Raw genomic sequence first — 20,551 nt, forward strand, 5'->3', positions numbered from 1 at the left:
AACGCAAGGACGCTTGATTGCGCGCCGTCAGGCCGCGCTGGTGGAGAGGCGGCCCATTTCGCGCGCGACCAGGTCGCGATACGGCCCCTTGCCCTTCACGAGGATGTCCGGCGGACCGTCCTCGACGATGCGGCCGCCCTGCAGCATCACGACGCGGTCGAAGTTTCGCAGCGTCGCGAGGCGGTGCGCGATCGCCACCACTGTACGCCCGCGCATCAGCCGCGACAACGCCTCGCGGATCGCCTCCTCTGAGTCGGCGTCGAGCGCCGCGGTGGCTTCGTCGAGCAGCAGGATCGGCGCATCCTTCAGGAAGGCGCGCGCGATGGCGATCCGCTGCCGCTGCCCGCCGGAGACCTTGATGCCGCGATCGCCGACGATGGTGTTCATGCCTTCCGGCAGGGTCTCGATGAAGTCGCAGCGCGCCGCGATCGCCGCCCGCAGCACCTCGTCGTCAGAGGCGTTCGGCCGGCCGTAGCGGATGTTCTCCATGATCGAGCGGTGGAACAGCGAGATGTCCTGCGGCACCACCGAGATCGCCTCGCGGAGACTGAGCTGAGTCACCCGGGAAATGTCCTGGCCGTCGATCGTGATGCTGCCCTGCTCCACGTCGTAGAAGCGCTGCAGCAGGGTGAACAGGCTGGACTTGCCGCCGCCGGACTGACCGACCAGGCCGACCCGCTGGCCGGGCTGGATGCGCAGGCTGAAGCGCTCGAACACCTGCATGCCGCCGGGATAGCCGAACGTGACATTGTTGAAGGCGATCGCCGCGCCGCTCTTTACCAGAGGCTCGGCTTCCGGGTGGTCGTTCAGCTCGTGCGGCTGCAACAGGGTCGCGAGCGCTTCGGTCAACCGTGCGACATGCTGGGTGACGTCGACCAGCGCGACGGCGAGATCGCGGGTGGCGCTGAGGATCGAGATGCCGAGTGTGCAAACCAGCACGACGTCGCCGGTGGTCGCCGTGCCCTGCTGCCAGAGATTGATGGCCCAGGCCAGCATGGCGATCGTCAGCACGACGGTCACGGCCGCGTGAGCGAGGCGGAGTTTCTCCAGATAACGCAGCGAACGGCCCCGCGCGACGACTTCCCGGTTCACCGTTGCATCAAAGCGACCGTGCTCGTAGCGCAGGCCACAGAACGCACGCACCAACGGCAAATTGTTGATGACGTCGACCATTTCGCCGTCGACCGCCGCGGCCTTGCTGGCGAAATCGTCGTGCAGCGGCTTGCCGGCGGCAGCCAGATGGAACATCGCCAGCACCATGGTTCCCGCAACAAGCACGAGCACGGCCGACATCGTTAGGCTTACGGTTCCAATCAGTGCGATTGCCGAGAAGGTCGCTATGCACGGCGGCAACACGTTCCATACGAACATATTCTCGACCGTGAACACCGCGTTCGAGGTCGCGGTGATCCGGCTGGTCAGCATGCCTGGCAACCGGTCCGAGAAATAGCTCGGCGCGTGGCCGGTGAGATGGCGGAACATGTCGCGTCGCAGGTCACCGGTGACGCCGACAAAGGTGTAACTCGCCGTCCAGCTTGCAATCCGCCACAGGAAGTTGTCGGCCGCGATCAGCGACATGAGCAAAGCGAATGCCAGCCATACGCCCCCCGCGGATGACGGACCTGCGGAGAGGGTATCGACCAGGCTCTTGACGCCGTATTGCGTGCCCACGGAGCAGGCAACTGCCGCAACGACAGCCGACAAGATGACAACATGCGAGGTGGGACGCTGGCGCAGATAGCGCACCACAAACGGAAACGGCCGATGCGCATATCCTGAGAGATGATCCATGACGTCCTGCAAACCTGTTGAGGGTGAACGAGATCTTTTTTAGTTAAGTTTCCCGTGCACGATGACGTGAAGAGCGGCGAGTCGATTCCTTGTTGCAGCCATCACTGCGCAACAATTTTGCAACGGTGCCGTCGACAAAAGCTGTTGGAGCGAGATGGCATCAGCAAGACCACAGTGTGAAGGAAGGAAGGAGCGGCAGATGTCACACACCTAAGGAACCTCGCACGTGCGAGAACGTTCCCGTCTCGGCATGCCGGTGCCATCAAAGGGCTAGGGTTGTTTCATTCACATCACACACAGGAGATGAAGAAATGCGCATCGCGCAGGTGGCCCCGCTGACGGAGGCAGTTCCCCCCAAGCTATACGGCGGGACCGAACGGGTCGTGCATTGGTTGACGGAGGAACTCGTGGCGCTCGGCCATGATGTCACGTTGTTCGCCAGCGGCGATTCTCAGACGTCAGGGAAGCTCGATGCGACCTGGCCGAAGGCCCTGCGCCTTGACGGTTCCGTGCGCGATCCAAACGCGCTGCACATGGTGATGCTGGAGCGCGTCAGGCAGAAGGCCGACGACGACGAGTTTGACTTCCTGCACTTCCATCTCGACTACTATCCGTGGTCGCTGTTCCACCGGCAGCCGACGCCCTTCTTGACCACGTTGCACGGTCGGCTTGACCTTCCCGAGCACCAACCTGTCTTCAATACATTCTCGAAGATTCCGGTCATCTCGATCTCCAATGCGCAGCGCCGGCCCGTTCCGCAGGCGCACTGGGTGCGTACGATTCACCATGGCCTGCCCGAGAACCTGCTGACACCGCAGCCCGCCAGGCAATCCTATCTCGCCGTGCTCGGACGCATCGCGCCGGAGAAAGGCGTCGATCGCGCAATCAAGATCGCGACCCGCTGCGGCATCCCCCTGAAGATTGCGGCAAAGGTCGATCGCGCCGACCAGGACTATTACGACGAGCTGATCAAGCCGCTGATCACGGACAATCCGCTGATCGATTTCATCGGCGAGATCAGCGACCGCGAGAAGCCGGACTTCCTGAGCGGTGCAATCGGCCTGCTGGTTCCGATCGACTGGCCGGAGCCGTTCGGTCTTGTGATGATCGAGTCGATGGCCTGCGGCACGCCCGTCATCGCCTATAACCGCGGCTCGGTGCCTGAGGTGATCGACGACGGCCTCACCGGCTTCATCGTCGAGGACGAGCTCAGCGCCGTCGCGGCGGTCGGCCGTCTCGCCACCCTCGATCGCAATGCGATCCGCAAGCAGTTCGAGACCCGCTTTACCGCACGCCGCATGGCGCTCGACTATCTCGCCGCCTATCGCGGCCTGATGGAAGCCAAGCCGCGCTTCAAACTGGTGGCGAGCGCCGAGTAGCTTGGCTTGGTTACCGGCTCCGTTCAGGGCACGGGAGTTAGCTCGGCCTTGCCGAAGCGGCGTTCATAAGCCTTGATATAGGCTTCCGGCGACGGCTTCAGGTGGCGCCGGGTCAACGCCACCAGATCGTCGCGACGCGAGCCGCGGAGCGCTTTGATCATATCAAGGTGATCGCGGCGCGCGCCGTCGAGCGATTGTGGAAAGGCATTTGCGTAAGAACGGATCCCGTAGACCTTCTGAGCGAGCCAATCGATGGTTTCGATCAGGCAGGCATTGCCGCACAGGCCGAACAGGGCCTGATGAAAACTGAGATTGCTGTAAAAGACAGTCAGGAGATCACCTGCGACAATGGCCGCGGCGTGCTTGCGCTGCAATTCCTCCAGCCGCTCGATATCCTTGCGGCTGACAGGGAACGGAATGATGCAGACCGCCATCACTTCCAGTTCTTCGCGGACCGCGTAGATTTCCTTGACTTCCAGCGGGGTCAATCCACGCACCAGCGCGCCGCGATTTGGAATGCGCTCGACCAGGCCCTTTTTCTCGAGCTCGAACAAAGCCAGTCTCACGTCACCGCGATGGGTCTGGAACAAGTCGCAGAGGTCCTGTTCGACCAGACGTTCCTTCGGCTGACGCCGCCCCAGCACGATGTCCTCCTCGAGCCGCTTTGCGATCACAACCGCCGCCGGCTCGCGCACAGGCGATGCCGCTATCTGACGGGACTTGGCGGCTCCAACTCTCGCGCGCTTGGATGGTTTTCCGACCATAATCTCCCCGGTTTGGCAGCCGCGTCCTGCCAGGCGCAACCCATCGGCGTCACACGACGGCGTATACAATCATGATAATATTGAAAACTATATTGTAAACAATTTTGGGAAAGGCTACGATCGCGAAAAACCGGTGGACAGCCAGCTGTACCGGTGCCACAGGGGGAAACGGCGTGAAAAAAGTTCGCAAGGCTTCTGTTGGCAACGCGACTTCTGTCGATGACAGAAGTGAGCCGAAAGCGAATTTGTCGAAGCGACAAAGCCGTCGCCAGTTTCTCGTCAGGACCGGCGGTGTGCTCGCCGCCGGCGCGTTCGGCGCCGTCCCGCTGCGGGGCTGGGCCGCCGATCCCGTCAATATCGGCGCATTGTATCCGACCACCGGCAGCATGGCGCAGATCGGCGGCGGCTGCGTCGCAGCTGCGAAACTCGCGGTCGAGATGGTCAACGAGGCCGGCGGCATCAAATCGCTCGGCGGCGCCAGGCTCAACCTCATCATGTCCGACGTGCAGAGCGACACCACGGTGACGCGCACCGAGACCGACCGCCTGATATCAGGCAACAAGCTCTCGGCGATCCACGGCTGCTATGCCAGCGCATTGACGCTGATCGCAAGCGAAGTCTGTGAGCGCGCCAAGGTCCCGATCATCACCGGCTCCAGCTCGGACCAGCTCAACAAGGGACGCACCTACACATTCACGCCGTTCGCGCGCGCTTCGCAGTTCGCCAAGACACAATTGCAAATGGCCAAGCTCGCCAGCGAGCAGGCCAAGGTCGCGGTCATCTTCGAGAACACTGCATTCGGCACCTCGACCTCGAACGGCCTGAAGGAACTGGCGCCCGGCGAAGGCGTCGAGATCGTGATGTTCGAGCCCTACTCCGCCGGCTTCACCGATGCAAGTCCGCTGATCAACAAGGTCAAGGCCTCCGGCGCCAATACGCTGTTCGCGATCTCCTATCTCAACGACCTCATCCTGATCGTCCGCACCGTGAAGCAGGTCGGGCTGAGCGTCGCGATCAACGGAGGCTCCGGCGGCTTCGTGATGCCGGATTTCTACAAGAATGTCGGCAAGGCCGCCGAAGGCCTGCAGGGCGTTGCGCACTGGAATCACGACGTCAGCGACGAGGCCCAGAAGGTCAACGTCGAATTCAAGAAGCGGACCGGGGATTTCGCGTTCGAATATGCCGGTGGCCTGGTCGCGCAGACATTCATGCTCGCCGACGCGCTGGAGCGGGCCGGCTCAGCCGATCCCAGGAAGGTGAGGGACGCGCTCTCGACGCTCGATGTCTCGTCCGGCTATGCAGCGATGGCGCCCGGCGGCAAGGTAAAGTTCGGGCCCGACGGCAAGAACATCTATGGCCGCCCGGTCGGCGTGCAGTGGCAAAACACCGATCTCGTCAGCGTCTTCCCGAAGGAAGACGCCCGCGCTCCGCTGATGAAAACCTGAACATCGGTCGCACCGCATGTGGGAGACTCTGGCCCAGGCCGTGATCAACGGCCTGCTCATCGGCGGCATCTACGCACTCGTCAGCATCGGCGTCACGCTGATCTTCGGCGTGGTCAAGATCGTCAATTTCGCCCAGGGCGAATTCGTGATGATCGGGATGTACATCTCGTTCTTCCTCGCGACCCAATTCGGCATAGATCCGCTGGTTTCGCTGGTCGTCTCGATGCCGGTGCTGTTTGTCGCCGGCGTGCTGATCCAGCACTTCCTGATCCGGCGGGTGCTGGGGCCGAACGACATGCCGCAGATCTTCCTGACCTTCGCGCTGTCGCTGCTGCTGCTGAACCTGGCGCTGATGCTCTTCACCGCAAATTACCGGACCGTCCACACCTCCTATTCCGACGAAGCGCTGCATTTCGGCGGGCTCTACATTCCCGTGGCCAAGCTGATCGCTTTCGGTGTCGCGATGGCGCTGAGCGGCCTGCTCTGGGTGTTCCTGCACACTACCGACCTCGGCCGCGCGATGCGTGCGGCGTCGCAGAACCGCGACGTCGCGATGCTGATGGGGATCAATCCCAACCGCGTGTTCGCGGTCGCGTTCGGCGCGGCGCTGGCGCTGGCCGGTGCCGCTGGTTCGCTCCTGATGCCGTTCTATTCGGCCTATCCGTTCGTCGGCCAGACCTTCGTGCTGATGGCATTCGTCGCGGTCGTGCTGGGTACGCTCGGCAACGTGATCGGCGCGCTGGTCGCGAGCCTGATGATGGGAGTCGCCGAATCGCTCGGCATCCAGTTCGTCGGCGCAGATTCAGGCTTGATCGTGGTGTTCGCCATGCTGCTGCTGACGCTCGCCTTCAAGCCAACGGGCCTTGGCGCCAGGTGGGGCCGCTGATGTCGGCGTCCGGAAAAATGAAATGGCTGTGGCTGGCGCTGGCCGCCGTGGTCCTGATCGCCCTGCCCCAGCTCGTCACCTCGTCGTTTGCGGTCGACATCTTGATCCGCATCCTTCTGTTCTCGTTCATCGGCGTCGCCTGGAATCTGATGGGCGGCTACGCCAAGCAACTGTCGCTCGGGCACGCCGCCTATTTCGGGCTCGGCGCCTACACCTCGACCATCATGCAGGTGAACTATGGCATCTCGCCCTGGATCGGGATGGTCGCGGGCGGTGTGGTGGCGATGCTGGCGAGCCTGCCGATCGGCTGGCTCTGCTTCCGCCTGCGCGGCCCCTATTTCACCATCGCCACCATCGCGACCGCACAGGTGCTGATGCTGATCTTCCTGAAATTCCGCGACTTCGCCTGGGGCGCCGAAGGCACCACGATCCCAAACCTCGGCAGCGCGCCCTTGATGATGCAGTTCGAAGACAAGTCGTCCTATTATTACGTGATCCTCGGACTTCTCGTCGTCGGCCTGTGGATCACCCATCTGATCGAGAGGTCATGGATGGGCTATTATCTCGTCGCGATCGGCGAGGATGAAGACGCAGCGGAAGCGATCGGCGTCAACGCGCCGAAGATCAAGCGCGACATCTACCTGATAAGCGCTTTCCTGACCGCGCTCGCCGGCACCTTCTACACGCAATACATCTACTTCATCGATCCCGCGACCGCCTTCAGCTTCAATATCTCGATCGAGGCGGCGCTGGTGTCGATCGTCGGCGGCATCGGCACGCTGTGGGGACCCGTCATCGGCACCGTGTTGCTGGAAACCACATCGGCGCTGCTGCAGAGCTGGCTCGGCAGCTCGGTCGGCGGCATCCAGCTCACGGTCTACAGCCTGATCCTGATCGCGGTGATCCTGTGGCGCCCCACCGGACTGATGGGCGTCATCAGGGACATCTACCAACGCTACGTCCGGCGCAAGCCGGCGCGGGCCTGAGGGCCGGCGATGGCGGACGCACTGGTCATCAAGGGTCTCAGCAAACGCTTCGGCGGCCTGCGCGCCGTGCAGGATGTCAGCTTCTCGGTGCAGGAAAACGAGACGGTGGCACTGATCGGTCCGAACGGCGCCGGCAAGACCACGAGCTTTCATCTGATCACCGGTTTCCATCGGCCCGACTCCGGCTCGGTGCTCGCCTTCGGCAAGGAGGTCGTGGGCTTAAGGCCGCATGACGTCTGCGCGCTCGGGATGGCCCGTACGTTCCAGGTGGCAAAGCCGTTTGGCGCGATGACGGTGCTCGCCAACGTGATGACGGGCGCCTTCCTGCGCGACCGCCACGTCGCCGCCGCACGCAAGACCGCGCTCGAGGCAATCGACTTCGTCGGGCTCGGCGCCAGGGAACAGACCGCGGCCAAGGACCTCACCACCATCGACCAGCGCCGGCTGGAAATGGCCCGCGCGCTGGCGACGCAGCCGAAGATCCTGCTGCTCGACGAGGTGATGGCCGGGCTCAATCCGTCCGAGATCGACCAGGCCGTAGCGTTGATCAAGAAGCTCGCGACCGCCGGCCTGACCATCGTGATCGTCGAGCATGTGATGCGCGCGATCATGGCGGTGGCGCGTCACATCGTGGTGCTCGACCACGGCCAGAAGATCGCCGAGGGCGCGCCGAAGGAGATCGTCGAGAATCCCGAAGTGATCCGCGCCTATCTCGGCTCCTATGTGCATCCGCCGGGAGACGCCCATGCTTGAGCTTACCGGCGTCAGCGCCAGCTATGGCTCGGTTCCGGCCATCACCGATGTCAGCATCTCCATTGGCGAGGGCGAAGCCGTGGGCCTGCTTGGCGCCAACGGCGCCGGCAAGAGCACGACGCTGCGCGCCGTCTCCGGCATGGTCAAACTGTTCGCCGGCAAGGTCACGTTCGACGGCGTCGACCTCGCCAGGCTGCCGCCCTACCGCATTCCCGAGCTTGGCATCGCGCATGTCCCGGAGGGCCGCCAGGTCTTTCCCGAAATGACCGTGCAGGAGAACCTCGAGATCGGCGCCTATGTGCCAAAGGCCAAGGCCGACCGCGCCCGCACGATGGAGCTCGTCTACAACATCTTCCCGCGCCTCGCTGATCGCAAGAAGCAGCTCGCCGGCACCATGAGCGGCGGCGAGCAGCAGATGCTCGCGGTCGGGCGCGGACTGATGCTCAAGCCTCGCCTCCTGATGCTCGACGAACCCTCGCTGGGCCTGGCACCCGTGATGACCGACGTGACCTTCGAGAAGATCGGCGAGATCCACAAGATGGGCACCGCGATCCTGCTGGTCGAGCAGAATGTCAGCCGCGCGCTGTCGCTAGTGCAGCGCGCTTATGTGCTCGAAAGCGGCAAATTGATCATACACGGCACCAGCACCGAGCTTGCCAACAACAAGCAGGTGCAGGCGGCGTATCTCGGGATTTGAGACGCTGCCTCCTCCGTCATTGCGAGGAGCGAAGCGACGAAGCAATCCATGCCTCAGCAAGCGGCAATATGGATTGCTTCGCTACGCTCGCAATGACGGCGAGGATTCATCTAATTTACCACCGTCCGCTTCGGCTCGACGATTTCGAACATCCGCGGGAATTCGTCCATCAGCGCCATCAACTCGCCGAGCCGCATCGGGTCGCCCGCTGCCTTGATCTTGCCGGCGCTGACGGCCTCCGGGAACGTGGTCAGCTTGGCGATGATCTCATCGAGCGTGCCGCGCGCCAGCGTGAAGCTGGCGTGCGCGTCGGGCGCCTGCGCGCCCTTCACATAGGTCAGCGCCGCATTCTCCAGATTGAGGATGAAGCTCTCGCCGGTATCGGTGAAATTCCAGTTCAGCACGATGCGCTTGCCTTCAGCCTTGGGACCGTTGAGGCGGATGCCGAGCACGTCGAAGAGCTGCCCGGTGCGCAGCGCGGCCAGCGTTTCGCGCGGCATCGGAGCGCGCGGCGGCGTCTTCGGCATGCCCTGCCGCAACTCCTGGGCGCCGAACAGATAGGCGTTGCGCCAGGTCGAGCTTTCGGCGGCGTAGCCAAGCTGCTCGAACGTGTCGGCCAGCATCGCACGCGCCCCCTGATTGTCCGGTTCGGCAAACACGAGGTGACCGACCGCCTGCGCCACGAAGCGGAATTCACCTTTGGCGAAATCCGCCGCGGCGCGTTTCAGGATCGCATCCGCACCGCCCATATACTCGACGTATTTCTTGCCTGATTGCACCGGCGGCAGCGGATCGAGATTGACCGGATTGGCGTCGTACCAGCCGAGATATTTTTGGTAGATCGCCTTCACATTGTGCCTGATGTGGCCGTAGTAGCCGCGGCCGTGCCAGGCGCCTTCGAGGCTCTGCGGCAGGCGGATGGTTTCCGCAATCTCGGCCGCGTTGAGCCCGTGGTTCATCAGCCGGATGGTCTGGTCGTGGGCATATTTGTAGAGATCGCGCTGCTGGCGGATCATGGTGTCGATCCGCTCCTGTCCCCAGACCGGCCAGTGATGCTGGCCGCACATCGCCTCCGCCTTGCCGCCCCACATCTGCAACGCTTCGCCGAGATATTTCGACCAGGCCAGCGCATCGCGGACATCGGCGCCGCGGAACGGCAGCAGATTGTGGAAATTGTGCGTGCAATTCTCCGCGAGGTTGAGAAGCTTGTAGCGCGGCAGGAAGAAATGCATCTCCGCCGGCGCCTCGCTGTTCGGCGCCATCTGGAATTCGAATTCGACGCCGTCGATGATCCTGATGTCGCCGGTCGAGATGATCAGGTCGGTTGGCCGCAGCAGAGCCACGGCGCCGGCCGCCATGGTCTTGCCGAGGCCGCAATCGACCTGGCCGCGCACACCCTTGGCGAGGAACGGCCCGAACTGGTATTGCGCGCGACGCAGCATCGCCGGCCCCGCGATGATGTTTTCGGAGACCGCGTGCTCCATGAAAAGATCAGGCGCGATAATCGGCACGCCGGCCGCCAGCATCTCGTCATCGATCACGCCACGCGCGCCGCCCCAATGGTCGGTGTGGGTGTGGCTGAATATGACGGCGGCGACCGGCCGCTTGCCGCGATGCTGAAAATAGAGCTCCATCGCCGCGCGTGCGCCTTCGATCGAGGTCAACGTGTCGACCACGATCACGCCCTTGTCGCCCTCGATCAGCGTCATGTTGGCGATGTCTAATCCGCGCACCTGGTAGACGCCCGGCACCACCTCGAACAGGCCATGGTGCATGTTGAGCCGCGACTGCCGCCACAGGCTGGGATCGACGGATGGCGGCGCCTTCTCCTCGGAGAGGAAGCCATAGGGTTCGAGGCTCCAGACCGTCCGGCCCTGCGCCGAGGTGATCTTCGCGTTTTCGATGGTGCCGAGGAAGCCGCGCGCAGCGTCGTCGAAATCGCTGATATCCGAGAACGGCAACGCCTTCAGCGTCGCCTCATGCTGCGCGATGACGGACGGAGATGCGGCTTTCTGTGACGTGTCGCCTTCTGTCGTCATGGTCGTTTACTCCCTCGTACCAAGTTTGATTGCGCTTGCTCAGCGAAACCGCACACCTTCGAACTGGCCGCTGCGGCGCCACTCGTCGATATATTTGAAATAGGCCATCGCGCCGGCCGGATGGCCGACACTGAGCTTGGCCGCCGGACTCGGCGCATGTCCCTCATTGTTGTAGTAGCCGGGCGTGCAATCGGGACCGCCGATCATCCGGCCGACGCCGGTCAGCAGCAGTTCGACCCAGCGATCTTCAGCCTCCTTGCTGACCTCGATCTGCCCAAAGCCGTTTGATTGCGCATGCTGGACCATCTGCGCAATCGTCCGTGCGGCCTCGGTCAGATTGTGCGGTACGTTGGAAATGAGATTGGCGCCTTGCGTCGGCTGCACGAAGAACGCGTTTGGAAAGCCGTGGACGTGGATGCCGTGCTTGGTGCGCATGCCCTGCGCCCAATGGTCCGACAGCTTGATGCCGTCGCGGCCGGTCAGGTCGAAGCCGGCCCGGCGCTTGTACTCGGTGCCGACTTCGAATCCGGAGGCATAGATGATGCAATCAAGCTTGTATTCCCTGCCCGCGACGACGATCCCGTTTCCGGTGATGTGCTCGACGCCCTTTCCGTCGGTATCGACCAGATGCGTGCCTGACGTATTGAACGCTTGAAGATAGGAGTCATGGAAGCAGGGCCGCTTGCAGAGCTGGCCGTACCAGGCTTTGAGGTTTTTCGCCGTGTCGCGATCGCCGACGATGCTGTCGATCCGGTTGCGGATTTCTTCCATCTTTTCGAAGTCGGAATCCTCAAAGGCGGCCCGCATGTTTTCGACGGTCCTTTGTTCGCGCGGCAGCAGCATGACCTTGGCGCGGATCCGCTTCGACAGATCGGTCCAGCCATCCTGCACCAGATCTTCTTCGGCCGAGCCGCCGGCCTGGTTGGCCGTGAAATTCTCCAGCCAGCGCAGTTGCCAGCCGGGCGTGGCGATTCCGGCGAACCAGTCGGGATCGATCGGGACATTGCCGCGCACGTCGACCGACGACGGCGTGCGCTGGAACACGTACAATTCCTTGCAGGCGCGCGCGAGATACGGCACGCACTGCACGGAGGTCGCACCCGTCCCGATGATGCCGACGCGCTTGTCGGCAAGCTTGTCCATCAGCGCGCCCAAGGGATCGCCGCCGGTGTAGTCATAGTCCCAGCGGCTGGTGTGGAACGAGTGCCCCCTGAAATTCTCGATGCCGGGAATGCCGGGAAGTTTCGGCACGTGCAGCGGGCCGGTGCCGATGCCGACATATTGCGCGGTGAAGATATCGCCCCTGGTGGTACGGATGGTCCAGCGCGACTGCGCCTCGTTCCAGTCCAGGCTCACCACCTCGGTGTGAAACAGCGCGTTGTCGTACAGGCCGAAATGTTTGCCGATCCGCTGGCAGTGCGCGAGGATTTCAGGCGCGTGCGCGTATTTCTCCGACGGCATGTGGCCGGTCTCTTCCAGCAGCGGCATGTAAACCATCGACGCCGTGTCGCATTGTGCGCCGGGATAGCGGTTCCAGTACCAGGTGCCGCCGAAATCGCCGCCCTTCTCGATGATGCGGACATCCTTGATGCCGGCCTCGGTGAGCCGCGCCGCCGTGGCGAGCCCGGCAAAGCCGCCGCCGACGAAAGCGAAGGTGACGTGGTCGGTCTTCGGCGCGCGCGGGGTGACCGGTGTGTAGGGATCGACGAGGTAGTGCGCCAGTTGTCCCTTGATCTGCAGATACTGCTCGTTGCCGTCAGCACGCAGCCGCTTGTTGCACTCCTCCAGATACTTTTGGCGCAGCCGCTCCTTGTCGATGGCAGCGGGTTTCAGGTCGCGGGGCTGGTCCGTCATCGTCATCTGAAAGCGCCTTGATTCAGGGAACTCAGCGGGATTTCGCTCACAGATAAACCTATATCGACATGATTGGCAAATTCATTCCGATATGTTGACAAAATTCCAATATGAGACCACTATTTCGTATGACGTCACTGATTGCAGCCGAGCCGCAGACCGATCCGTCCTTTGCGACCACCCTGGCGCATGGGCTCGACGTGCTGGCGGCATTTCGCAAGCACACCGGCGCCCTGTCGAACGCCGAACTCGCCCAGCATACCGGCCTGTCGCGGCCGACGGTGTCGCGGCTGACCTACACGCTGGAGCAGCTCGGCTACCTCCGGCGCGACCCTAAGGGGCGCTTCGTGCTCGGGCTCGGCGCGCTCGCCGCCGCCTATCCGGTGTTGTCGTCCCTGAAGGTCCGCCAGCTCGCGCGGCCGCTGATGCGCGTCTTCGCGACCTATGCCGGCGGCACGGTGTCGATCGCGATGCCGTTCGGGCTCGACTTCATCTATGTCGAGACGCTGCGCACCACCGACGCGGCGCCGCATGTGCCCGATGTCGGCTTCGTCAGCACGCTGGCGCCGACCGCGGTCGGCCGCGCGCTGTTGTCGCTGTTCACAGGCGATGAGCTCGACGGCTACGTGGCGCGCGTCAAAGCCGACCGTCCGGACGAGTTCGATTACGTCGAGAGGCGCACGCTGCCCGACATCGAATTATGCAAGGAGCGCGGCTTCGCTGTTTCGCTCGGTGAGTGGCGGCGTGAAATCTTCGGCGTCGCCGCGCCGCTCTACCGCACGCCGACAGGCGAATGCCTGGCAGTCAATTGCGGCGTTCCCTCATTCCGCTTCAGCGCCGAGCAGATCGAGCGCGAATGCGGCCCGCGCATCCTCGGCCTCGCCCGCAGCATCCGCGCACTGGTCGCGGAGGGTTAGCCGGTCACTTCTTCACCTTGCTCGCGTCCATCTTGATGCTCTCATCGAGCATCCTGGTCGTGAACGCGGTGTTGACGTCGAACGGCTTCTCCATCCCAAGATAGGTCTGGACCAGCTCGTAGTCCTTCTTCATCCGCTCGCCGTCGATCCAGCCCAGCGCCTTCGTCGTGGTGAATTCGTCCGTCATCAGATATTTGATGCGTTCCCACTGCCGCTGCTGGTTCTCCTTGTCGAGGCCGGAGGCTTGGTCGAGCAGCGCTTTCAGGCAGGGCGCGACGTCGGCGACGCAGGCCGCATAGGCCTTCTGGGTGACCCGCACGAACGCTTCCACCAGCTTCGGGTTCTTCGCCATGTAGGCGCCGTTGACGATGAGCGAATTGCCATACGGGTTGAGCCCGATGTCCTTCCAGTTGATGTAACCGAGGTCGCTGCCGAACTCGATCACCTTCAGGTCGTGCTCATTGTAGAAGTCGCTGATGATATCGACGCTATGGCTCTTCAGCGCAGCGATCTTCGCGGTCGGGCCGACATTCACAAAGGTCACGGAGTCGGGCGTAATGCCTGCGGCCTTGGCGAACGCCGGCCACATCACGCGCGAGGCGTCGCCGGGCGGGTTGCCGATCTTGTGGCCGGGAAAATCCTTCGGCCCGTTCACGCCGTAGCTCTTCAGCCAGTAGAAGGTCTGGCCGGTGTTGGCATAGATGCTCATCAGCGCCACCACGTCGGCGCCCTTGCCCTTCGCCACCAGCATGGTCGCGAGATCGGCGATGCCGAACGGCGAACCGCCGGAACCGACCTTCAGCGCCGAGACGCCGGAGCCCTTGCCGACCTCGATGGTGAGATCGATGCCGGCCTTCTCGTACCAGCCCTGCGACTTGGCATAATAGAACGGCGAATGATCCGCGGTCGGCGTCCAGTTCAGGGTCAAATTGACCGGCTCGCCCGCGAAGCACGGCACCGTCGGCATCGCGAGCGCCATTGCCACAGCCGCCGCTCTCAAACCCCTCATCGCACTCTCCTCAGGCCACAAGGCCGGCCTTGTCGTTGCGCGCCCCTGACGCTACCAATGCAGCAGAGGACAAGACGAGTTGTCAACTGTTTGGTTGGAAATGCTCAAGAGACGATCGGACGACACAAAGCCGCAGCGGCGTGACCCCGTCGCCACAAGGAAGAAACTATTGACCGCCGCGCGGCGCGAATTTGCGCAAAATGGCCTCGCCGGCGCCCGGGTCGACGAGATCGCGGCCCGCGCCGGCGTCAACAAGCAGCTCGTCTACCACTATTTCGGCGACAAGGACGCGCTCTACCTCGCGGTGCTCGAGTGGGTCTATGAGGAAATCCGCGCCCAGGAGCGCAAGCTCAATCTCGAAGGCCTGCCGCCCGATCAGGCGATCAAGGCGCTGATCGAGGCCTCGTTCGACCATCTCGCCGCCCACCCGGATTTCATCGTGCTGCTGAACGACGAGAACCGCGGCGGCGCCCGGCATGTGCGCGGTTCGCGGAAACTCGAGGCCATGCACTCGCCGCTGGTCAGCATGGTCTCGAAGATCCTCGCTGAAGGCGTTCGCGCCGGCACCTTCCGCAAGGGCGTCAACCCGGTGCATCTCTATATTTCGATCGCGGGGCTGAGCTATTTCTTCTTCTCCAACACGCCGACGCTGTCGGCGATCTTCGGCAAGGACCTGTCCAGCACGACGGAGAAACGCGCGCGGCGCAAGCATGTGGTTGATCTCGTGATGCAGTCGCTGCGGCCGTAGGGCGCTTCATCCCCCTAATCACTGATTTGCCCGACGGCGCAAGCCCTCACAATAAAAATATTCTGATTTTCGGAAGCGCAACTCAGTGATATAGATGTCCCCGTCTCACCCGATTGAGGGACGCTCGCGATCGTCACGAACGCGCGGTGGGATGCGGTGGACGCTGCTGTCACGACTGACGAGCGTGGCAGATAGCGGACGGCGAAATCGTGCAGGCCTGACGCCCTAGTGGCAGGTGTCCTGTCACAAGAGACTGAGGTCTCTTGCTGACGGCGGTGACAAAAGAGCCCAGTCTCACCGGGGAGAGCACGTATAAGCCGTAACCCATCGCGCAGGGAAAGCCGGAGTTCCCGGTTACACCTGTGGTCCTACCCCGGTGCTTTTTGTTGCACCGGGCCCATGGGTGCGATCGGCACCCGGCTTTCCCTGCGCCCTCTACCAAGAGAGAGGGCAAACGAAATGCAAAGCTCGGACAAATCATGTCGCGAGAAGGCGAAGCTGCGTCCTCATCTAAACCTGTCATCGCCCGGCCTTGTGCGCAATTGCGCACTGGGACCGGGCGACCCAGTACGCAGCGGCCCATCGGCTCAAGCACAACCATCTCTGGAATACTGGATCAACCGCATGCGCGGGTGATGACACCGCGATCGTTGATCGTGAATCGAGAACCATCCTCGATGTCGTCCTGGCGAAATCTAATCAACCAGATAGTTGAAAGATGCTGGAAGTCGCGGTAGGCTGCCCGCACGGGCCCGGCGCACGGACCCAGCCAACGGAGTATCCAGGTGTTCAACGACGGAGGACGATCGACGCGGACGATCGCGATCATCCTGATCGTGCATCTGGCCGTGATCGTGCTCTGGCAGGTCGCGGTCGACGCATTCCACATCCCGAAATTCATCCTGCCCTCGCCGTTGGCGACACTCGCGACGCTTGGCGGCGCCAAATATGCCTGGCTGCCGAATCTTCTGGTCACCGCGGCTGAAATCCTCGGCGGCTTCTGCCTCGGGGCCCTGGTCGGCGTCGCGCTCGCCGTGGTGTTCAGCTGGTCGCCGCTGGTCAGCCTGGTGCTGCTGCCGCTGTTCGTGACCCTCAACATGATCCCGAAGGTCGCGCTCGGGCCGCTGTTCATCGTCTGGTTCAGCTACGGCATCATCCCGAACATCCTGATCGCGTTTTCGATCTGCTTCTTCCCGATCCTGCTCACCACCGCGCGGGGCCTCAGCGAGGTCGAGCCCGATCTGCTCGATCTCGTCAAATCGCTGCGCGGCTCACGCTGGACGCTGTTCCGCAAGATCCAGCTGCCGGGCTCGCTGCCTTACGTGTTCTCGGGGATGAAGGTCGGCGCCATCCTCGCGGTTGCCGGCGCGGTCGTCGGCGAGTTCATCGCCTCCGAGCGCGGGCTTGGCTACCTCATGATCCAGGTGCAGTCGTCGCTCGATACGCCTGCCATGGTGATGGCCGTGGTGCTGCTGACCCTGCTCGGGGTCGCCCTCTACGGTCTCGTGCTCGGCTTCGAACGGTTGTTCGTGGTCCGCGACATCAGGCTGCAATGACAGGACGAAACATGCTGCTGACCCGCGACACCCTGCCCGATACCATCCCCGACATCGCAGAGCTCGACGATCTGTTGTGCCGGCCGAGCCAGGCGTTGATCGACGATCTCGGCAAGGTCGACGGCGACATCATGATCCTCGGCGTCGCCGGCAAGATGGGCCCGACGCTGGCAGCACTTGCCAAGCGCGCGGCGCCCGATCGCCACGTCATCGGTGTTGCGCGCTTCAGCGATCGAAGCGTGCAGGATTGGCTGCAGTCCCGCGGCGTCGCGACCATCAATTGTGACTTGCTCGACGAGGCCGCGATCGGGGCGCTGCCGAAAAGCCCGAACGTGATCTTCATGGCCGGCCGCAAGTTCGGCGCCGAGGGCGATCTCTCGCTGACCTGGGCGATGAATGCGCATGTGCCGGCGCTGGTCGCACAGGCCTTCGCGAGGTCGCGGATCGTCGCGTTCTCGACCGGCTGCGTCTATCCCTTCGTGCCGGTCGACGGCAAGGGCTCGGATGAAGAGATGGCGCCGAACCCGCCCGGCGAATACGCGCAATCCTGCGTCGGCCGCGAGCGCATGTTCGAATACTTCTCGCGCCAATTCGCCACGCCCGGCCGGCTGTTCCGCCTCAACTACGCGATCGATATGCGCTACGGCGTGCTGCACGACATCGCGACCAAGGTCCTGACGGGCAAGCCGATCGACGTCAGCCTCGGCCATGTCAATTTCATCTGGCAGGGTGACGCGGCGGCGCAGGCGCTGCGCTGCCTGGCTCATTGCGACACGCCGACCTCGCCGATCAATGTCAGCGGCCATGAGATCCTCGCGGTGCGCGATCTCGCCGCCAAATTCGGCCAGCGCTTCGGCCGCACGCCTGTCATCGTGGGCAAGGAGGAGCCTACCGCCTGGCTCACCAACACCGCGCAGGCTGTCAAACTGTTCGGCCTGCCGGTTGTCGATACCGATCAGCTCGTCGCATGGACCGCCGACTGGGTTGCGCGGTCGATGCCGAACCTCGGCAAGCCCACCAAATACGAGGTCCGCGATGGCCGCTACTGAGGAGCTCGCGATCGTCGAGCTCGGCGTCGACGACGCGCCGGCGGGATTGACGTTATCGACGGAAGCGCACTGGAACCAGAACGAGGCCGACTGGCGGTTCTTTCTCACCCACGGTATCGTATTCGGCGTCCGCGACCGCGGTCAGTTGATCGCCAGCGCAGCGCTGTTGCCCTATTCCGGCGGCAACGCCTGGATCAGCATGGTGCTCGTGACTGCAAGCTGGCAGCGCCGCGGTATCGCGACACGGCTGGTCGATGCCTGCCTCGACGCGGCGAGAACGCGGAAGCTGACCACATGGCTGGACGCGACACCCGCAGGCGCCTCGATCTACGGGCCGCTTGGATTCACGCCGGCGTTTGAACTGCGGCGGCTACGCCTGATCACCCCTGCGCAAATCACGAGCGTGCGCGCGCTCTCGGCCGGAAATCCGGACGAACTAATCGCGCGCGACCGGCAAGCGATCGGATTTGATCGCGAATCGCTGCTCCGGGCGTTTTGCGACCGCCCCGGCTCACGCCTCGTCTCCGATGAAAAGGCGATCGCCCTCGTCCGCAGCGGGCGCGTCGCCCGCCATATCGGGCCGCTATTCGCGGACGATATCGCAAGCGCCGTCGCGCTGGTCGACACCATCGCGCACTCCGAGGCGCGGCCGCTGATCATCGACGCCGTGCATTCGCAACTCGATTTCCTGAAGGGTCTTACCGTCGCCGGCTGGACCATCGAGCGGCCATTCCAGCGGATGCGATTCGGCCCACGAACCGCAGAGGCTGCCGCGCTGCCCTTTGCCGTCGCCGGCCCGGAATTTGGATAGGACACGCCATGCATCACAGTGAGATCAAGCCGGACATACGCAAGCTGATCGCCGACGGCACGGTGATTCCGGCGCACCCGCTCGCGCTCGATGCCAACCGCCAGCTCGACGTCAGGCATCAGCGCGCGCTGACGCGCTATTATATCGATGCCGGTGCGGGCGGGCTCGCGGTCGGCGTCCACACCACGCAATTCGCGATCCGCGACGTCGGCCTCTACGAGCCGGTGCTGGAACTTGCCGCCGAGACCGCAGCAAGCTGGAGCAAGCGGCCGCTCGCGATGGTCGCCGGTCTTGCCGGTCCGACCAACCAGGCAACTGCGGAGGCCAAAGTCGCGCGCGGCATCGGCTATCACGCCGGACTTCTGAGCCTCGCCGCGATGAAATCGGCCTCCGAGGACGAGATCATCGCCCATTGCGCGGCAGTCGCGAAGGAAATCCCGCTGGTCGGCTTCTATCTGCAGCCGGCGGTCGGCGGCGTCATCCTCGGTGCCAATTTCTGGCGGCGGTTTGCCGCGATCGACAACGTCATCGCGATCAAGATCGCGCCGTTCAACCGCTATCGCACGCTCGACGTGCTGCGCGGCGTGCTGGCGGCCGGCGCGCTAGACCGCGTCGCGCTCTATACCGGCAATGACGACCATATCCTGCTCGATCTCACATTGCCGTTCGACCTGCGCGACCGGGGCATCACAACGCGGACTTATTTCAAGGGCGGCCTGCTCGGCCACTGGTCGGTCTGGACCGCAAGCGCCATCAGGCAGTTCGAGACCTGCAAGGCGGCACGCCACCAGGAGACCGTGCCGGCCGACCTGCTGGCGCTCGACGCCCGCGTCACCGATTGCAACAGCGCCTTCTTCGACGTCGCCAACAATTTCCACGGCTGCATCGCCGGCTGCCACGAAATCCTGCGGCGCCAGGGGCTGCTGGCCGGCATCTGGTGCCTCGATCCGAATGAAGGCTTGAGCCCGGGCCAGATGGAAGAGATCGACCGCGTCTGCCGTGAGCACGCCGATCTCTCCGATGATGCGTTCGTCGCCGCAAACCTGCAGAAATGGCTGGCATGACGGCGGAGCCCTTCATCAGCCTGCGCAACGTCCGGAAGGTCTATCGTTCCAAGCGCACCGAATTCCTCGCGGTATCGGACGTCACCATGGACGTGCAGGAAGGTGAGCTGGTGTCGCTGGTCGGCCCATCCGGTTGCGGCAAGACCACCGTCCTGAAGATCCTGGCCGGCCTGCACGCTGCCGACGGCGGCACGGTCAGAATCGGCAACGCGACGACGCCGTTCGATCCGGCGCGCGATATCGGCATGGTGTTCCAGCAGGCGCTGCTGCTGAAATGGCGCACCATCCTCGACAATGTGCTGCTGCCGGCGGAGATCGTCGGCCTCCCGATCAAGGCGGCGCGCGAGCGCGCCCGCGATCTGCTCAAGCTGGTCGGGTTGGCCGGCTACGAGGACAAATATCCGCAGCAGCTCTCCGGCGGCATGCAGCAGCGCACCGCAATCGCACGCGCCTTCGTCCACGATCCAAAACTGATCCTGATGGACGAGCCGTTCGGCGCGCTGGACGCGCTGACCCGCGAGCAGATGAACCTCGAAATGCTGCGGATCTGGCGCGAGAGCGGCAAGACCATCATCTTCGTCACCCACTCGATCCAGGAAGCCGTGTTCCTGGCCTCACACTGCGCCGTGCTGACGGCCGGCCCGGCGCGGATGGCCGAATATTTCCCGATCGACCTGCCCTTGCCGCGCGACCTGCCGATCAAGACGACGGATGCGTTCGGCGCCTATGCGCGGCGGATTTACGCGAGCCTGGGGCTGGCGCCACACGCTTAGGATTTAAGGATATCGAGCAAAGCCCAGACG

General features: G+C 63.5%; 18 protein-coding genes and 1 pseudogene. 13 read left to right on the plus strand and 6 right to left on the minus strand.

Features of this window, described 5'->3' with window-relative positions; translation table 11 throughout:
- Nucleotides 1-27 precede the first annotated feature (27 nt).
- Nucleotides 28-1,791, minus strand: a complete 1,764-nt coding sequence (locus ACP2YO_RS32600; protein WP_426435237.1) for an ABC transporter ATP-binding protein — start codon at nt 1,789-1,791, stop codon at nt 28-30.
- Nucleotides 1,792-2,102: 311 nt separating this feature from the next.
- Between ACP2YO_RS32600 and ACP2YO_RS32605 the strand changes: the two genes are divergently transcribed.
- Entirely contained in the window at nt 2,103-3,170 is a 1,068-nt protein-coding gene (locus tag ACP2YO_RS32605) for a glycosyltransferase family 4 protein (protein WP_426435238.1), read from the plus strand.
- A gap of 23 nt (nt 3,171-3,193) precedes the next feature.
- Here ACP2YO_RS32605 and ACP2YO_RS32610 read toward each other — a convergent pair whose 3' ends face one another.
- Both ACP2YO_RS32610 and ACP2YO_RS32615 read right to left on the minus strand, forming a co-directional pair.
- The gene (locus tag ACP2YO_RS32610; protein WP_426443369.1) at nt 3,194-3,724 is read right to left on the minus strand and encodes a GntR family transcriptional regulator; all 531 of its coding nucleotides are present in this window, start codon (nt 3,722-3,724) and stop codon (nt 3,194-3,196) included.
- Nucleotides 3,725-3,934: pseudogene (locus tag ACP2YO_RS32615) on the minus strand (hypothetical protein); the annotation flags it as partial. It abuts the gene before it with no gap.
- Nucleotides 3,935-4,179: 245 nt separating this feature from the next.
- On the opposite strand from ACP2YO_RS32615, the gene ACP2YO_RS32620 reads away from it, so the two are divergent.
- Genes ACP2YO_RS32620 through ACP2YO_RS32640 form a run of 5 tightly spaced genes read left to right on the plus strand, consistent with a single transcriptional unit; the run spans nt 4,180 to nt 8,701 of the window.
- A complete protein-coding gene (locus ACP2YO_RS32620; protein WP_426435239.1) occupies nt 4,180-5,379 on the plus strand; it encodes an ABC transporter substrate-binding protein in 1,200 nt (399 codons plus the stop codon).
- Nucleotides 5,380-5,395: 16 nt separating this feature from the next.
- A complete protein-coding gene (locus ACP2YO_RS32625; RefSeq protein ID WP_426435240.1) occupies nt 5,396-6,265 on the plus strand; it encodes a branched-chain amino acid ABC transporter permease in 870 nt (289 codons plus the stop codon).
- Nucleotides 6,265-7,251 carry a branched-chain amino acid ABC transporter permease gene (locus ACP2YO_RS32630; protein WP_426435241.1) on the plus strand — a complete coding sequence of 329 codons (987 nt, stop codon included), beginning with the start codon at nt 6,265-6,267 and terminating at the stop codon, nt 7,249-7,251. The genes ACP2YO_RS32625 and ACP2YO_RS32630 overlap by 1 nt, the downstream gene beginning before the upstream one ends.
- A gap of 9 nt (nt 7,252-7,260) precedes the next feature.
- Nucleotides 7,261-8,004 carry an ABC transporter ATP-binding protein gene (locus ACP2YO_RS32635; RefSeq protein WP_426435242.1) on the plus strand — a complete coding sequence of 248 codons (744 nt, stop codon included), beginning with the start codon at nt 7,261-7,263 and terminating at the stop codon, nt 8,002-8,004.
- The gene (locus ACP2YO_RS32640; RefSeq protein WP_426435243.1) at nt 7,997-8,701 is read left to right on the plus strand and encodes an ABC transporter ATP-binding protein; all 705 of its coding nucleotides are present in this window, start codon (nt 7,997-7,999) and stop codon (nt 8,699-8,701) included. Before ACP2YO_RS32635 ends, ACP2YO_RS32640 begins: the two co-directional genes overlap by 8 nt.
- A 110-nt stretch (nt 8,702-8,811) precedes the next feature.
- Here the strand turns inward: ACP2YO_RS32640 and ACP2YO_RS32645 are convergent, their stop codons facing one another.
- Complete coding sequence (locus ACP2YO_RS32645) at nt 8,812-10,740, minus strand: alkyl/aryl-sulfatase (RefSeq protein ID WP_426435244.1); 1,929 nt, start codon at nt 10,738-10,740, stop codon at nt 8,812-8,814.
- Nucleotides 10,741-10,779: 39 nt separating this feature from the next.
- On the minus strand, nt 10,780-12,600 hold the full coding sequence (locus ACP2YO_RS32650; RefSeq protein WP_426435245.1) for a flavin-containing monooxygenase: 1,821 nt from the start codon (nt 12,598-12,600) through the stop codon (nt 10,780-10,782).
- A gap of 122 nt (nt 12,601-12,722) precedes the next feature.
- Here ACP2YO_RS32650 and ACP2YO_RS32655 point away from each other — a divergent pair, with 122 nt between their 5' ends.
- Nucleotides 12,723-13,511 (plus strand): IclR family transcriptional regulator, encoded by a 789-nt coding sequence (locus tag ACP2YO_RS32655; protein WP_426435246.1) that lies wholly within the window; start codon nt 12,723-12,725, stop codon nt 13,509-13,511.
- Between the two features lie 4 nt (nt 13,512-13,515).
- Here ACP2YO_RS32655 and ACP2YO_RS32660 read toward each other — a convergent pair whose 3' ends face one another.
- Nucleotides 13,516-14,520: an ABC transporter substrate-binding protein gene (locus tag ACP2YO_RS32660; protein ID WP_426435247.1), complete on the minus strand. Its 1,005-nt coding sequence runs from the start codon at nt 14,518-14,520 to the stop codon at nt 13,516-13,518.
- Nucleotides 14,521-14,620: 100 nt separating this feature from the next.
- Here ACP2YO_RS32660 and ACP2YO_RS32665 point away from each other — a divergent pair, with 100 nt between their 5' ends.
- From ACP2YO_RS32665 to ACP2YO_RS32690, 6 genes are all read left to right on the plus strand, one after another.
- On the plus strand, nt 14,621-15,268 hold the full coding sequence (locus ACP2YO_RS32665) for a TetR family transcriptional regulator (protein ID WP_426435248.1): 648 nt from the start codon (nt 14,621-14,623) through the stop codon (nt 15,266-15,268).
- Between the two features lie 785 nt (nt 15,269-16,053).
- Nucleotides 16,054-16,824, plus strand: a complete 771-nt coding sequence (locus tag ACP2YO_RS32670) for an ABC transporter permease (RefSeq protein WP_426435249.1) — start codon at nt 16,054-16,056, stop codon at nt 16,822-16,824.
- 11 nt (nt 16,825-16,835) lie between these two features.
- Nucleotides 16,836-17,873 (plus strand): NAD-dependent epimerase/dehydratase family protein, encoded by a 1,038-nt coding sequence (locus tag ACP2YO_RS32675; RefSeq protein ID WP_426435250.1) that lies wholly within the window; start codon nt 16,836-16,838, stop codon nt 17,871-17,873.
- Complete coding sequence (locus ACP2YO_RS32680; RefSeq protein ID WP_426435251.1) at nt 17,860-18,684, plus strand: GNAT family N-acetyltransferase; 825 nt, start codon at nt 17,860-17,862, stop codon at nt 18,682-18,684. The genes ACP2YO_RS32675 and ACP2YO_RS32680 overlap by 14 nt, the downstream gene beginning before the upstream one ends.
- Nucleotides 18,685-18,692: 8 nt before the next feature.
- Entirely contained in the window at nt 18,693-19,748 is a 1,056-nt protein-coding gene (locus ACP2YO_RS32685; protein WP_426435252.1) for a dihydrodipicolinate synthase family protein, read from the plus strand.
- Entirely contained in the window at nt 19,736-20,521 is a 786-nt protein-coding gene (locus tag ACP2YO_RS32690; protein WP_426435253.1) for an ABC transporter ATP-binding protein, read from the plus strand. The genes ACP2YO_RS32685 and ACP2YO_RS32690 overlap by 13 nt, the downstream gene beginning before the upstream one ends.
- Nucleotides 20,522-20,551: the final 30 nt, after the last annotated feature.

This window comes from Bradyrhizobium genosp. P, assembly GCF_049949265.1.
Classification (GTDB): Bacteria; Pseudomonadota; Alphaproteobacteria; order Rhizobiales; family Xanthobacteraceae; genus Bradyrhizobium.

Coding starts and splice junctions, on each gene's coding strand:
- ACP2YO_RS32600 (WP_426435237.1), bottom strand. CDS start 1,791: ATGGATCATCTCTCAGGATATGCGCATCGGCCGTTTCCGTTTGTGGTG.
- ACP2YO_RS32605 (WP_426435238.1), top strand. CDS start 2,103: ATGCGCATCGCGCAGGTGGCCCCGCTGACGGAGGCAGTTCCCCCCAAG.
- ACP2YO_RS32625 (WP_426435240.1), top strand. CDS start 5,396: ATGTGGGAGACTCTGGCCCAGGCCGTGATCAACGGCCTGCTCATCGGC.
- ACP2YO_RS32630 (WP_426435241.1), top strand. CDS start 6,265: ATGTCGGCGTCCGGAAAAATGAAATGGCTGTGGCTGGCGCTGGCCGCC.
- ACP2YO_RS32635 (WP_426435242.1), top strand. CDS start 7,261: ATGGCGGACGCACTGGTCATCAAGGGTCTCAGCAAACGCTTCGGCGGC.
- ACP2YO_RS32640 (WP_426435243.1), top strand. CDS start 7,997: ATGCTTGAGCTTACCGGCGTCAGCGCCAGCTATGGCTCGGTTCCGGCC.
- ACP2YO_RS32645 (WP_426435244.1), bottom strand. CDS start 10,740: ATGACGACAGAAGGCGACACGTCACAGAAAGCCGCATCTCCGTCCGTC.
- ACP2YO_RS32650 (WP_426435245.1), bottom strand. CDS start 12,600: ATGACGATGACGGACCAGCCCCGCGACCTGAAACCCGCTGCCATCGAC.
- ACP2YO_RS32655 (WP_426435246.1), top strand. CDS start 12,723: ATGACGTCACTGATTGCAGCCGAGCCGCAGACCGATCCGTCCTTTGCG.
- ACP2YO_RS32660 (WP_426435247.1), bottom strand. CDS start 14,520: ATGAGGGGTTTGAGAGCGGCGGCTGTGGCAATGGCGCTCGCGATGCCG.
- ACP2YO_RS32665 (WP_426435248.1), top strand. CDS start 14,621: ATGCTCAAGAGACGATCGGACGACACAAAGCCGCAGCGGCGTGACCCC.
- ACP2YO_RS32675 (WP_426435250.1), top strand. CDS start 16,836: ATGCTGCTGACCCGCGACACCCTGCCCGATACCATCCCCGACATCGCA.
- ACP2YO_RS32680 (WP_426435251.1), top strand. CDS start 17,860: ATGGCCGCTACTGAGGAGCTCGCGATCGTCGAGCTCGGCGTCGACGAC.
- ACP2YO_RS32685 (WP_426435252.1), top strand. CDS start 18,693: ATGCATCACAGTGAGATCAAGCCGGACATACGCAAGCTGATCGCCGAC.
- ACP2YO_RS32690 (WP_426435253.1), top strand. CDS start 19,736: ATGGCTGGCATGACGGCGGAGCCCTTCATCAGCCTGCGCAACGTCCGG.